8 protein-coding genes are annotated in these 14,433 nt (G+C 64.8%); 2 read left to right on the top strand and 6 right to left on the bottom strand.

Annotated elements, in window-relative coordinates; genetic code table 11:
• Together K5658_RS15740 and K5658_RS23995 are read left to right on the top strand one after the other, a co-directional pair.
• A complete protein-coding gene (locus K5658_RS15740) occupies positions 1–1,023 on the top strand; it encodes an aspartate-semialdehyde dehydrogenase (RefSeq protein WP_221064054.1) in 1,023 nt (340 codons plus the stop codon).
• A gap of 78 nt (positions 1,024–1,101) precedes the next feature.
• Complete coding sequence (locus K5658_RS23995; RefSeq protein ID WP_221064055.1) at positions 1,102–3,873, top strand: motility hub landmark protein FimV; 2,772 nt, start codon at positions 1,102–1,104, stop codon at positions 3,871–3,873.
• Between the two features lie 18 nt (positions 3,874–3,891).
• Here the strand turns inward: K5658_RS23995 and mrcB are convergent, their stop codons facing one another.
• The 6 genes from mrcB to ppk1 form a co-directional block, all read right to left on the bottom strand.
• Positions 3,892–6,189 carry a penicillin-binding protein 1B gene (gene mrcB, locus K5658_RS15750; RefSeq protein ID WP_246628461.1) on the bottom strand — a complete coding sequence of 766 codons (2,298 nt, stop codon included), beginning with the start codon at positions 6,187–6,189 and terminating at the stop codon, positions 3,892–3,894.
• A gap of 162 nt (positions 6,190–6,351) precedes the next feature.
• The gene (hemH, locus tag K5658_RS15755; RefSeq protein WP_221064056.1) at positions 6,352–7,350 is read right to left on the bottom strand and encodes a ferrochelatase; all 999 of its coding nucleotides are present in this window, start codon (positions 7,348–7,350) and stop codon (positions 6,352–6,354) included.
• 16 nt (positions 7,351–7,366) lie between these two features.
• Positions 7,367–7,909, bottom strand: coding sequence for a GTP cyclohydrolase I FolE (gene folE, locus K5658_RS15760; RefSeq protein WP_425515952.1), 543 nt, complete (start codon positions 7,907–7,909; stop codon positions 7,367–7,369).
• Positions 7,910–8,069: 160 nt separating this feature from the next.
• A complete protein-coding gene (locus tag K5658_RS15765) occupies positions 8,070–10,247 on the bottom strand; it encodes a DUF11 domain-containing protein (RefSeq protein WP_221064058.1) in 2,178 nt (725 codons plus the stop codon).
• 12 nt (positions 10,248–10,259) lie between these two features.
• Positions 10,260–11,825, bottom strand: coding sequence for a citramalate synthase (gene cimA, locus K5658_RS15770; RefSeq protein ID WP_221064059.1), 1,566 nt, complete (start codon positions 11,823–11,825; stop codon positions 10,260–10,262).
• A gap of 253 nt (positions 11,826–12,078) precedes the next feature.
• The gene (gene ppk1 / locus K5658_RS15775) at positions 12,079–14,397 is read right to left on the bottom strand and encodes a polyphosphate kinase 1 (RefSeq protein ID WP_221064060.1); all 2,319 of its coding nucleotides are present in this window, start codon (positions 14,395–14,397) and stop codon (positions 12,079–12,081) included.
• Positions 14,398–14,433: the final 36 nt, after the last annotated feature.

A 14,433-nucleotide genomic window follows, 5' to 3' on the forward strand; every position in this document is an offset into this window, starting at 1 on the left:
ATGAGCAAAACCTACAATGTCGCCGTCCTGGGCGCGACCGGCGCGGTCGGCGAAGCCCTGTTCTCCATCCTGGAGGAACGCGATTTCCCGGTGAACAACGTCTACGCCCTCGCCAGCGAACGCTCGGCGGGCAAGCAGGTGGAATTCAAAGGCCAAACCCTGACCGTGCAGGACGTGGCCGGTTTTGATTTCTCGCTGGCCGATATCGGGCTGTTCTCGGCGGGCGCGTCGGTCTCGGAAATCTACGCGCCCAAGGCGGCGGCGGCGGGTTGCGTGGTCATCGACAACACCTCGCAATTCCGCTACGACGACGACATCCCCCTCGTGGTGCCGGAAGTCAACCCGGAAGCCATCGCCCAGTACAAAACCCGCGGCATCATCGCCAACCCCAATTGCTCGACCATCCAGATGCTGGTGGCCTTGAAACCCATCCACGACGCGGTGGGCATCGAGCGCATCAACGTCTGCACCTACCAGGCGGTGTCGGGCACCGGCAAGGAAGCCATCGAGGAACTGGCGTCGCAGACGGCGGCCCTGCTCAACGGCAAGCCGATCAGCCCCGAGGTCTATCCCAAGCAGATCGCCTTCAACGTGCTGCCGCAGATCGACGTGTTCCTCGACAACGGCTACACCAAGGAAGAAATGAAGATGGTGTGGGAAACCCGCAAGATCATGGGCGACGACCGCATCCAGGTGAATCCCACCACGGTGCGGGTACCGGTGTTCTACGGCCACTCGGAGGCGGTACACATCGAGACCCGCGAAAAAATCAGCGCCGAGCGGGCGCTGGAACTTTTGCGAAGTGCGGAAGGCGTCACAGTTTTGGACGAACGCAAACCGGGAGGATACCCGACGGCGGTTACAGAAGCCGCCGGACAAGACCCTGTTTATGTGGGCCGGGTGCGCGAGGATATCTCCCATCCCAGGGGTTTGAACCTCTGGGTGGTGGCCGATAATGTCCGCAAAGGGGCCGCGCTCAATAGCGTCCAAATTGCCGAAATTTTGGCAAAAACCTACATCTAGTCTAATCTTTTCAGGGCTGTGGGCCCGAATCGGGCCTGGGGCGGGCGCTGCCAGCGATTGGAAATAAGGAGCCAAACAGTGCATAAAATCTCGAGAACCGTGGCGTTGATAGGTCTGCTAAGTCCGATGGGGGTCAACGCGCTAGGTATTGGCGATATCCATTTGCACTCCGCCCTGGACCAAGCCCTGGTCGCAGAAATCCCGTTGGTACTGTCCGGTAATGATACGCTGGCCGATGTCAAGGTCAGCCTCGCCTCGCCCGAAGCTTTCGCCAAGGCGGGGCTGGACCGCCAATATTTCCTCACCAAGCTGCGCTTCACGCCCACCCAAACCGCCAACGGCAATTACGTCATCCAGGTCAGTTCCCGCGAGGCCATCACCGAACCCTTCATGGATTTCCTGGTCGAGGTCAACTGGCCGCAAGGGCGCTTGCTGCGCGAGTTCACCGTGCTGTTGGACCCGCCTTCCAGCCTGCAAGAACGGGTCGCGGCCGAGATCGATTCCCCGGCCATGCAACGCCCCGGCCCCCGCACCTACGAACGGGTCGCCGAAATCCGCCGCGGCGGCGAACCCGCGCCCCGCCCACCCCGTCCCGCCGCCCTACCCGCGCCCCGCCCCGCCGCCGCCCCGCCGCCCCCGCCCAGCGCGGACCAACTCACCGACCAAGCCTATGGCCCGGTGCGCCGCGACGAAACCCTATGGAGCATCGCCCGCGCCCTGAACCAAGACCCCGGCGTCTCCCAGGAACAAATGATGCTGGCCCTGTACCGGGCCAATCCGCAAGCCTTCTCCGGCTACCGCATGAACGGGCTCAAGGCCGGGGCGGTGCTGCGCCTGCCCAGCCGCGACTTCATCGCCCGGCTCGCGCCCGGCCAGGCCCGCTCCGAATTCACCCGCCAGCAAGCCCAAGGTACCGGAACCGCGGCCTACGACACCGGCGGTCCGCAACTCAAACTCACCCCGCCGCCCGAGGCCCGGCCCAGGAACCAAGGCGGGCTCCCCGGCGGCGACACCCCCGCCAGCCGGGCCAAGAGCGAACAAGCGCTGGAAGTCGCGGAATCCGCCAAGCAGGAAACCGAAGACCTGAGATCGCAACTGGCCCAGCTCCGGCAGCAACTCGGCGATATCCAACGCCTGCTCACCCTCAAGGACGAGCAAATCGCCGGCCTACAGGCCCAGCGCGGCGCACCGGCCACACCGCCGCCGCCCAAAGCCGCCGTCGCGGAAACCCCGGTCCAGCCAGCGCCGGTCTCCAAACCCGAACCCGCCGCGCCCACGCCGCCCCCGGCAGCGGTACAGCCTCCATCCAAGCCCAACGTACCCCCGGTCGCCAAGCCCACCGCGCCCGCCAAACCGGTCACGCCCCCGGCCCCGGTCCCCGTGGCGGAAACCCCGTTCGACTTCAGCCCCTACCTTTACGGGGGTGCCGCCCTGGGCCTGGTTGGCTTCGGTGTCATGCTGCTCATCCGCTGGCGCAACGCCAAGATCGCGGCCACCGAGAGCATCCTGCTCGCCGCCGAACGCGAAGGCAGCCCACAGCACATCCCGCTCCCCACCCCCAAGGCGCTGGAAGAAACCCCGGAACCGATCATCACCACCAAGAGTTCGTTCCTCAGCGAATTCACCCCCAGCGACTTCGACGCGCTGGGCAGCGAGACCGACGAGGTCGATCCGGTGTCGGAAGCCGATGTCTACCTCGCCTATGGCCGCTACAAGCAGGCCGAGGAACTCATCCGCCATGCCATACAGCAGCATCCCGACCGCGACGAGTGCAAACTCAAACTGCTGGAAATCTACTACGCCACCGAAAACCGCGCGGCCTTCGAGAGCTATGCCCGCGAACTCAAGGGCCAGCGCAAGCACCAGCAAGAAGATTTCTGGGACAAGGTCGAGGAAATGGGCCGCGAACTACTGGCCGACAGCGACCTGTTCCACGCCACCGCCCCGGCGGCCCCCCGCACAGGAGGGGCCGAGCCCGCCAAATCCTCGGTTCCCAAATCCAGCCCGCTCGGTTCCCTCGACCTGTCCGACGAATTGATCGACGATTTGCGGCGCTTCGAAATCGAATTCATGGAAGGCGGGTCGGAGGCCGGGGACGACGCCGAACTTGGCTTCCTCTCCCTGGACGGGCTGGACGCCGACGACACCGCGGCGACGCCCGCCCCCGCCCGCGCCGCCGAAGCGAAAACCCCCGCGCCCGCCGCCAAGGAGCCGGAACAAGCCCTGTTCGACGCCCTGGAATTCGACCTCGATTTCCTGAAGGCGGCGGACACCGAACCCCAGGCCACCCCGCACCGGGACACCGGGCCGGTGGGGGAACTGGAGAACCTGATCCCCTTCAGCCTCGATCTGGAACCCGCCCCCGAACCGGAAGAATCCCTGCTGGCGGATCACGGGTCCGCCGACAAAACCATCGACGACATCCTGCGCGAACTCACCGGCCAGATCGGCCAGGAACCGGCGGAAACAACCTCCGAGGCCGGTCCGGCGGCGGAGCGCGCCCCGCTGGGCCGCTTCGATTTCGACCTGGACCTGTTGGAACCCGCGCCCACCATCGACGAGATCGAAGAATTCCAAGCCCCCGCCCCGACCGACCTCGAACCCGAAGTCCAGGAACAGGAAGAAGATTTGTTCGCCGGATTGACCGACATGGATCAATTCGAGACCAAACTGGATTTGGCGAAAGCCTACGCCGATATGGAGGACGAGGATTCGGCCAGGGAAATCCTCATGGAAGTCGCCACCCACGGCAACGACCGCCAAAAAGCCGAAGCCACCGCCTTGTTGGATAAACTGGACGGCAACAACACCGACCTTTCCCTCGCGGGACAGCGCGGCAGGCGCGGATAACCCGCCCCCGCGAACGCCCTAAAACAAATCCTTGATCCCGGCTTCCCCGCCCGCCGCCTCCGGCATCCCGCCGCCGCCGCAGGCCGACCACCGCGCCGGCACCGAGCCGGCCACGAAGGGAAAGCGCGAAGCCCCCGGACAGCCCTCGTCGGTACGGCCCCCGGTCTCCCGGTCGATCCAGGCCCATTCCAGATTGTCCGGCGGGTCCAAGGCCAGGGGTTCGTGGCTGACGGCCCCGAGGGTCGCGGCCCACACCTTCAAAGCCCCCTGCGCCCCGGTCAGCTGCGCCGGTTGGTTGTCGTCCCGCCCCACCCAGACCACGCCCAGATAATCCCCGGTGAACCCGGCGAACCAGCTATCGCGCAATTCGTTGGTGGTGCCGGTCTTGCCCGCCGCCTCCAGCGTGGACGGCAGATAGGCATAGGCCGGCCGCCCCGTGCCCTCGCGCAACACCGACCGCAAAGCGGTATCGACCAGATAGACCGAGGTGGCATCCAGCGATTGCTTCACGCTCAGGCCGTAGCGGCGCAGGGTCTTGCCGTCCTGGGCCACCACCGCCTGGATGGCCCGCAGCGGGGTGATGAACCCTTCGCTCGCCAAGGTCTGGTACATCCCCGCCACCTCGAACGGCGTCAGCGCCAAGGTGCCCAGCAACAAGGCCGGCACCTGGTCGACCGGCTTGTCCACCCCCAATTTACGCAGGGTCTTCACCGTGTTACCGACCCCGAGGCTCATCCCCAGGCGGATGGTGGCGAGGTTATAGGAATGCGCCAAAGCCCGGTACAAGGGCACCGCGCCATGCTCGCGGTTATCGTAGTTCTTGGGCAGCCAGACCGGACTGCCGGGGCTTTTGACCCGGACGGCGCTGTCCTGCAAGGGCGTGGCCAGGGTGTATTTGCGGGGACTGGCCAGGGCGGTCAGATACACCACCGGCTTGTACAAGGAACCGATCTGCCGCTCGGCGTCCAAGGCCCGGTTGAAACCCGCCGCGCCCGGATCGCGGTCCCCCATCAGGGCCACGATCTCGCCATTGGCGCGGCGGGTGACGATGGCGGCGGTTTCCAATTGGGTGGAACGGGTCCGGGCGTCCAGTTGCTTGAGGATGGTGGTGGCGGCTTGCTCCAGATGGCGCTGCACGTTCACATCCAGGGTGGTGAAGATGCGCAAGCCTTCCGAAGTGAGGTCTTCGGGCCGGTATTCCCGCTGCAATTGGCGGCGCACCAAGTCCAGGAAGGCCGGATAGCGGCTGATGGCCTGGTGCGGATTCTGGATCACGTCCAAGGGCCGGGCCTGGGCGGTCACGGCCTGCTTGGCGTTGATATAGCCCTGCTCCACCATCTCGTCCAACACCAGATCGCGGCGCTTGTGGGCCTTGTCGGGGGATTTGAAAGGATCGTAGACCGAAGGGCCGCGCACCAGCGCCACCAGCAAAGCCACATGGTGCAACTCCAATTCGTCCAGCGAGCGGCTGAAGTAATAGCGGCTGGCCAGCCCGAAGCCATGGATGGCGCGGGCCCCGTCCTGGCCCAGGTAGATTTCGTTGAGATAGGCTTCGAGGATTTCCTCCTTGGAATAACGCGCCTCCAGGATCAAGGCCATGAAGATTTCGTTGAGCTTGCGCCACCAGGTGCGTTCGGAGGTGAGGAAGAAATTCTTCACCAACTGCTGGGTCAGGGTACTGCCGCCCTGGACGAGCGCGCCCGCCCGGATATCGGCGACGATGGCCCTGAGAATGCCCCGCGCCGACACGCCATGATGCTGGTAGAACTCGCGGTCCTCGGTTGAGAACAGGGCTTTCAGCAACAAATCGGGGGCTTGCCTGAGCTTGATGAGCACCCGGTCTTCCTTGAGGGCCGGATAGAAGCTGCCGATCTGGATCGGCTCCATCCGCAGCAAGGGCAGGGACTGGCCGCGGCCCGTTTCCACCAATTCCGCCACTCCTCCCCCGGCGAAGCGTACCCGGACCTCCCGCGAAGGCTCGGCCTTGTCCCAGAACTTGAATTCACGGGTCTTGAGGACGATGCCGTCGCGGGTGCGGTAATACGCGCCTTGCGAGGACAGTCCGGCATCTTCGCGGTATTTCAGTTCATCCAGCAGCCAGAGCAATTGGGCCGCGTCCCAATGCGCCCCCGCGTACAACTCGGCGGGGTCGGCGTAGACCCGCGCGGGCAAGGCCCAGCGCTTGCCCTCGAATTGCTCGCGCACCGTGTAGTCGAGATAGGCGATATAGGCCATGAAACCGGCGATGAGGAAGGGCGCGGCCAGGACGAGGAGGCGGCGGAAACCGCCCGACGGGCGGCGGCGGGCGGGTCGCACGGGGCGTCTGGGACGACCCCGGCCTGGAGGGCGTGAGGGGGTGGGCATCGCGGTGGGGAATCCGTCCGGGGCGGGCTGGGGGAGATGACGGATATTCTACATGGCGCGAGCGGTGGGCTTGGGGATGGCGGGACGGATCGCAACCCACCCGCCCTACACGGGCTACAGCGCATCCACCACGATATCGGCCAGCAACTTGGCATGTTCCGGCCCGTCGTTCAGCGCCGGGATCATCCGATAACTTTCCCCGCCCGCCGCCATGAACACCTCTTTGTTGGCGATGGCGATTTCCTCCAGGGTTTCGAGGCAATCGACCGCGAAGCCGGGACAGACCACATCCACCGCCTTGACGCCCCGCGACGGCAATTCCTTCAGCACCTCGACGCAATAGGGCTGCAACCATTGCGCGGGCCCGAAGCGCGATTGGAACACCAACTGCCAAGCGCCCTCCTGCAAGCCCAAGCGCTCCACGATCAAACGCGTGGTGGTCTGGCAGTGCTGGTAATAAGGATCGCCCAGTTCGCGGCTGCGCTCCGGCAAGCCATGGAAGGAAAACAGCAGGAAACCGCTGCGCCCCTGCTCCCGCCAATGGCGTTCGATGCTGTCCGCCACCGCCGCGATATAGCCCGGATGGTCGTGGTAATCGCGCACGAAGCGCAGTTCCGGCACCGCCCGCCAGCGCTTGAAGGTGTCGGCCACGGCGTCGAAGGCGGTGGCCGTGGTGGAGGCGGCGCATTGCGGATACAAGGGCAGGACCAGGAAGCGCTCGAAGCCCTGTGCGCGGAGCGCTTCCAATTGCCCGGCGATGGAGGGCTGGCCGTAGCGCATGGCGAGTTCGACCACCACCTCCCGGCCCAGACGCCCGCTCAATTCCCGCCGCACCGCGTCCGTCAGCCTGCGGCTATACACCAGCAGCGGCGAACCTTCCGGGGTCCAGATCGACGCATAGGCATGGGCCGATTTGCGCGGCCTGACCCGCAAGATGATCCCGTGCAGGATCAGCCACCAAACCGGCCTGGGGATTTCCACCACGCGGGGGTCCATCAGGAACTCGCCCAGATATTGCCGCACGGCGGCGGGGGTCGGCGCTGCCGGCGTCCCCAGGTTGACGAGCAGCACGGCGCACCGGCGGCCCTGGATGTTGTTGTCGCTAGCCGTCATCGGCGTGGCCCCGGTGTCAGCGGTTGATGAGGTTGAGGAATTCGGAACGGGTGCTGATTTCCTTGCGGAACAGCCCCAGCATGGAGGACGTGGTCATCACCGAATTCTGCTTCTCGACGCCGCGCATCATCATGCACAGATGCTTGGCCTCGATCACCACCGCCACGCCCTTGGGATCGACGGCGGTTTGCAGGGCGGTGGCGATCTGCTTGGTGAGGCGCTCCTGGATTTGCAGGCGGCGGGCGTACATTTCGACGATGCGGGCGACCTTGGACAACCCCACCACCTTGCCCTTGGGCAGGTAGGCGACGTGGCATTTGCCGATGAAGGGCAGGAGATGGTGTTCGCACAGGGAATAAAGCTCGATGTCCTTGACGATCACCATGTCCTCGGTGTCGGCCTCGAAGATCGCGTTGTTCAGCACCTTGTCGAGGTCCATGTGATAGCCGCTGTTGAGGTAGCGGAACGCGGCGGCGGCGCGTTTGGGCGTATCGACCAGACCCTCGCGGGTCACGTCCTCGCCCAGTTCCTGGATGATCTGGGAAAACAGGTTTTCCATGACGGCATTATGCATTTTTTATCACCTTGTTAAGGGGCGGGTCAGTATAGCGTGCTTGGCGGATAGGCGGACCGGAAAACCGGAACGGCCCCAGAACCATGACGGCAACGCCCGCCATGGTTCTGGGGCCGTCCGCGCACCAGGGAAACCCCCCCCGGCCTCAATCCAGGCCGAACGCTCCATCGCTCCTATCCGCGCCCAGTTCGACGCCCTGGGCATCCTTGAGGACCACCCGGACCTTGGCCCGGTCGGTGGGTTTGGGCAAGGTGGGCACGGTCCAACCGAAACTGCCGGTGTTATCGTAGACATCGGCGATCTTCTTCCAGTTATCCTGGCCGTTGCGGGAATAGAACAGCGAGACCTTGGCCACCGGCCTGCGGGTGGCCTGGGTGGTCCAGGCGATGGTTTGGACTTGGCCCGCGCTCCATTGCTCGCCACCATTGGGGCTGGTCAGCTTCAACACCTCGATCAAGGGACGGCCATCGGACAGGTCTTGGCCCAAAGGCTTGCCATTGAAATAGCCGACCACCCTCAGCCGGACGTGTTTGTTGCCGATGGTGGCCGGGACCGTCCAGGGATAGGAATCGCCTTCCACATCCTTGGCGATCCGGGTCCAGGTGATGGCCCCGTCCTGCGAATAGAACAGGGAAAACTTGAGCGTATCCCCGTTCCGCGCCCCCTGGACCTGCCATTGGAGGGTGTATGCCGAACCCGCCGCCAGGGTTTCCCCGCCATTGGGGGACAACAGGACCAGCTTGCCGGGATAGCCGATCTTGACCTCGGTTTGGGCCGACACCTTGGCCAGGGTCGAGCCGCCGTTGTCCCAGCTCAGGGTGGCGGTGTTGACGGGCTTGCCCAATCCGGCCGCCGTCGCCGTCACCGTGACATTGACCACGGCCCCGGCCTTGATTTCGCCCAGTTCGCATTGAGCGGTGTTGGATTCGACCGCGCAGGAGCCGGCGTCGCTGGTGGCGGACACCAAGGTCAGGCTGGCGGGCAGCTTGTCTTTCAAGGTGGCGGTCTTGGCGCTGGCGCTGCCTTTGTTGGCGACGCGCAGGGCATAGGTCACGGTCTCGCCGACCTCGGCGCGGACGGGTTGGGCCGTCATGGCCAAGCTGAGCTTGGCGCTGGCCGGGGCCAGCGGCACCAGCGTCCCGAAGATGGCGGATTTGCCGGAGCTGGTCCCGGCCCAGACCGCGTAGGCATCGCCCGCGGCGGGCCGGACGATCAGCGCGGGCCGGCTGGTGGTGGTGTCGGCGGAGATGAAAAAGCCCGCGCCCACGGAGGCCAAACCCGCCTTGAACAAACGCCCCCGGATGAAACCGACTTTGGCGGAGGCGGAATCATCGACGCCCCAGGCCACAAGGTAGTTGCCGGTCACGGGGGAATACACCGGGCGCGGCGCCAGGGCGGCGGGGGCGAGCTTGACATTGCCGCCCTTCAAACCGCCGTTATCGCCGAGCAACTGACCGTAGGCGGCGGCGGGCAGCGTACTGTCGCGGGCATCGGTCCAGGTCACCAGGAATTGGTTGGTGCGGCTATTGAAAGCCACGCCCGGCGTGGTCTGCGCCCCGGCGGCGGTGGCGAGGGCGATTTGGGTGCCGGAACTGCCATCGGCGGCGATCATGAAGCCGAGAATATCCGACACGCTGCCGCTGGCGGCTTCGTAGGCCAGCAAGAAGCGCCGCGAATTGGGGCTGAAGGCCAAGGCCGGATTCTTGGCCCCGGACGGGGCGAACACCGCCGATTGTCCCAGCGCCGCGCCCGCGCCGTCGAAGAATTGCCCGGTGATCCCCTGGTCGCTCATCCAAACCAACAAATACCGATCCGCCACCGGGTCGTAGGCGACACGGGCACTGCCCTGTCCGCTACCGGACGAAAGGGTGATTTCATCGCCCAATAGCAAGCCCTCGGCGCTGACGCGCTGGGCGTAGAGACCGGGTTCGGTGCTGCCATCGTAGGCCCGGTCGTACACCACCAGGAATTCGCCGCGCTTGCTGTTATAGGCCACGGCGGGACGGCTGCCACCCAAGGTCGGGGCGCTCAACACCCGGTCGGAAATCAGGAACACCGCGCCCACCGGCTGGCCGCTGGCATCGATGCGGCGGCCCACCACCTGGTCATACGCCCCGCTCTCGATGGCGCTGCTCTGGGTGGTATCGTACCAAACCGCCAGCAATTCCCCGTTGCCGGTATTGACCGCCACCACCGGCAAGGATTCGACGCCGGGACCGACGGCCAGGGTCGTCACCGCCCCGGCAGGATGCCACAGGCACCACAGCAGCCATAAACACCACACCCAAACGCCGGGCCAAGCCCGCATCCCGCGCCGGTTCATAGCGACCTCCCGCTAGTTCTTGTTCAGATTGAGCAAGGCATATTCCAGGCTGTCGGACATGGCCCGCCAACTGGCTTCGATGATATTGGGGCTGGCCCCCACCGTACTCCAGCGCCGCGCCCCGTCCTTGGTGTCGATCAAAACCCGCACCACGGCGTCGGTGCCGGTCTCGCTGTCGAGGATGCGGACCTTGTAGTCGTCCAACCGCACCTCGTCCAAATCCGGGTAGACCTCGCGCAGGGCTTTCCGCAGCGCGGTATCGAGGGCGCTGACCGGACCCATGCCCTCGGCGGCGGTATGGATGACCTGTTCGCCCACCCGCACCTTGACCATGGCGTCGGTCAGAATCCCCCGGCCCTGGCGATGCTCGACCATCACCACGAAATCGATCAACTCGAACGGCGGCTCATAGGCCGGCTGCAAGCGGTGCATCATCACATCGACCGAACCTTCCGCGCTCTCGAACGAAAAGCCCTGCGCCTCCAATTCCTTGATCTGGTTCAGCATCTCGCCGGCCTGCTCGCCGCTGCAATCGAGGCCGAGCTTTTGCGAGCGCTCCAACAGATTGCCGCGCCCGGACAATTCCGAAATCACCGTGCGGCGCTGATTGCCGACCAGGGCAGGATCGATGATTTGATACGAGGCGGGATTGCGCAGCATGGCGGCGGCGTGGACCCCGCCCTTATGGGCGAAGGCGCTGCTGCCCACATAGGGCAGATGCTTTTCCGGCGGCAGGTTGGCGACCTCGGCCACGTAGCGCGACAACTCGGTCAAACGGGCCAGATTTTCGCGCGGCAGGACCGCTTTGCCCATGCGCAATTGCAGATCGGGGATGATGGAACACAGGTTGGCGTTGCCGACCCGCTCGCCATAGCCGTTGATGGTGCCTTGGACATGCACCGCCCCCGCCCGCACCGCCGCCAGGGCGTTGGCGACCGCGCAACCGCTGTCCTCGTGGGTGTGGATGCCGATGGGCGTGGACAATTCGGCCCGCACGGCGCGGATGGCGTCTTCGATCTCCCAGGGCAGGGTGCCGCCATTGGTGTCGCACAGCACCAGCACATCGGCCCCCGCCTCCGCCGCCGCCCGCAAGGTGGCCAGCGCATAGCCGGGATTGGCGCGGTAGCCATCGAAGAAATGCTCGGCATCGTAGACCACCTCGCGGCCATGGGCCTTCATGAAGGCCACGCTCTTCTGGATCATGGCGAGGTTTTCTTCCAGCGTGGTGACCAAAACGTCCGTCACCTGCAAATCCCAGCTTTTGCCGAACAAGGTAATGACCGGGGTTTCGGCGGCGAGCAAGGTTTGCAGGTTGCTGTCGTCCTCCGGCTCGGTGTTCTTGCGGAGGGTGGAACCGAAGGCGGCGATCTTGGCGTGCTTGAGCCCCAGCGACTTGACCCGCTCGAAAAAGGCCGCGTCCTTGGGATTGGAACCCGGCCAGCCGCCTTCGATGTAATGCACGCCGAAAGCGTCGAGTTGCTGGGCCAGTTTCAGCTTGTCCTCGACCGAGTAGGAGATGCCCTCGCGCTGGGAGCCATCGCGGAGGGTGGTGTCGTAGATGAAAACATCGGGGGTCATGGCAGTTCCGGTAATAATCGTGCTGGGGATGGGTCGGCCCGCCGGGGCCGGGGCTTGTTCTCTGGGGCGCAAAGCGTAACCGATAGGCTATCGGATGGTAAGGATTGGGCCGTGAATAACTTCGGCTTTGGCGCGCCCCGCGCGCCCCAAAGTTTGCGCCCCACCCGCGCGCTTTGACCCGTTGCGCCGGACCGGAAGCGCGACCGGGCCATAAGGGCCCGATCCCGTTCGCCGCGAAGTGCCGGCCACCGCCCTACAGCACCTTCTTGAACCGCTCCAACAACACCGTCTGCGCCTCCACCCCCGGCGAATCCTCGACCGGCTCCACCCGCTGGTAAGTCCCATCCGGCCCCAAGCGCCACGCCTGGGAGTCGTCCCTGAGATAAAGCTCCAAATCGTCGCGGATGCGGTCGGCCAGCTTCTTGTTCTCGATGGGGAAGCACGCCTCCACCCGGCGGAACATATTGCGCGGCAGGAAATCGGCGCTGGCGGCGTACAGCTCGGGGGCACCGCCGTTCTCGAAGCTATAGATGCGGCTGTGTTCCAGGAAGCGCCCGATCAGGGAACGCACCTCGATCTTGTCCGACACGCCCGCGACCCCAGGCCGCAAACAACAAATCCCACGCACGATCAGCTTGATCTCCACCCCGGCCATGGAGGCCCGGTAGAGCGCCTGGATCAATTGCGGCTCGGCCACGGCGTTGACCTTGGCCACGATCCGGGCCGGACGCCCGGCCTGGGCGTGTTCGGCCTCGCGCTGTATTTTCTTCAACAAGGATTGATGCAGGCTGAACGGCGATTGCAATAGCTTGTTGAGCTTGCCCATCTTGCCGAGGCTGGTGAGTTGCACGAACACCTTGCGCACGTCCTCGCCCAATTCCTGGTCCGCCGTCAGCAGGCCGTAGTCGGTATAGGTCCGCGCCGTCCGGGGATGGTAGTTGCCGGTGGACAGATGGGTGTAATAGCGCAGTCGCTTGCCCTCGCGGCGCAGGATGGAAATCAGCTTGCCATGGGTCTTGTAGCCGACGATGCCGTACACCACCTGCGCCCCGGCCTCCTGCAAGCGGGTGGCGAGCGAGATATTGGCCTTCTCGTCGAACCGCGCCCTGAGTTCCACCACCACGGTGACTTCCTTGCCCGCCCGCGCCGCCTTCATCAAGGCTTCCACGAAGGGCGAATTGGGTCCGGTGCGGTAGAGGGTCTGGCGGATGGCGACCACCTGCGGATCGTCGGCGGCCTGCCGCAGCAATTCGATAATGGGCGCGAAGGATTCATAGGGGTGCTGCATCAGGATATCCTGCTTGCGGATCGCCTCGAACAAATCGCGCCCGCCCGTCACCGAGGTCGGAATCCCGGCGGTGAAGGCCGGATATTTGAGGTCGGGCCGGTCGATCAGGTCGTAGACCTCGCGCACCCGGCTGAGGTTGACCAGCCCATCGACCTTGTACAGCCGGTCGACGCTCAGGCCGAACCGGCTCAGGAGGTAATCGATCAGGCTGTCCGGGCAGTTGTCGGCCACCTCGATACGCACCTCGTCGCCGTAGTTGCGGCTGCTCAATTCGCCTTCCAAGGCCCGCAGCAAATCGTCGATTTCCTCCTCGTCCAGGTACATCTCGCTGTTGCGGGTGACGCGGAACTGGTAGCAGCCGCGCACCTTCATCCCGTTGAGGAGTTCGTCCACGAAATTGTGGATGATGGAGGACAGGAACACGAAATCGTGGGGACCGCTATCGGTTTCGCCCGGCGGCAGTTGGATGATGCGCGGCAGGGAGCGCGGCGCTTGCAGGATGGCCAGTTCGATATCGCGCCCGAAGGCATCCTTGCCCGACAGCGGGATGATGAAATTCAGGCTCTTGTTGAGGATGCGCGGGAAGGGATGGGCCGGGTCCAGGCCGATGGGGCTGAGGATCGGCAGCAATTCCTCCTCGAAATATTGCTTGAGCCAGGCCTGTTGCGACTCGTTCCAGCCGCCACGGCGGATGAAGCGGATGTTTTGCTCGGCCAGCAAGGGCAGGATGACCTGGTTCAACACCCGGTATTGCTCGGCCACCAGTTCGTGGGCGCCGGCGCTGATGGCGGCGAGGGCTTCCTGTGGCGTGAGGTGGTCGGGTCCGGTGCGGACCGCGCCGAGTTCGGCCCGTTGGATCAGGCCCGCCGCGCGGACCTCGAAGAATTCGTCCAGGTTGGAGCAGGAGATGCACAGGAAATTGAGCCGCTCCAACAGGGGCACGCGGTCGTCCTTGGCTTGCTCCAGCACGCGGCGGTTGAATTCCAGAAGGCTCAATTCCTGGTTGATGTACCAGCGGCCATCGGTCAGGTCCACCATGCCGCCCTCCTCGCCCAGGGTTTTGCGCTCGGAGCGGAGGTCGGGGGATTCGGGATGGTCTTCCATATCGCCGATCATGTACTTGGCGGCGCGGATCATACGTGTGGCCTTGGTTTTGCTGAGTCCGGGGATTTTGAGCAATTGCTCGACATGGGCGGTGGCGAGTTCCTCGACCGAGAAGATGCCATGCTCCGCGAGGCTGGCGCGGGTGGACTTACTGATGCCTTTGACGTTGTTGATAATCAAGCTGCGGCTCCGCTCTAGGGGTGGATTCGGGCAGCA

This window comes from Methylomagnum ishizawai, assembly GCF_019670005.1.
In the GTDB taxonomy this organism is placed as follows: domain Bacteria; phylum Pseudomonadota; class Gammaproteobacteria; order Methylococcales; family Methylococcaceae; genus Methylomagnum; species Methylomagnum ishizawai.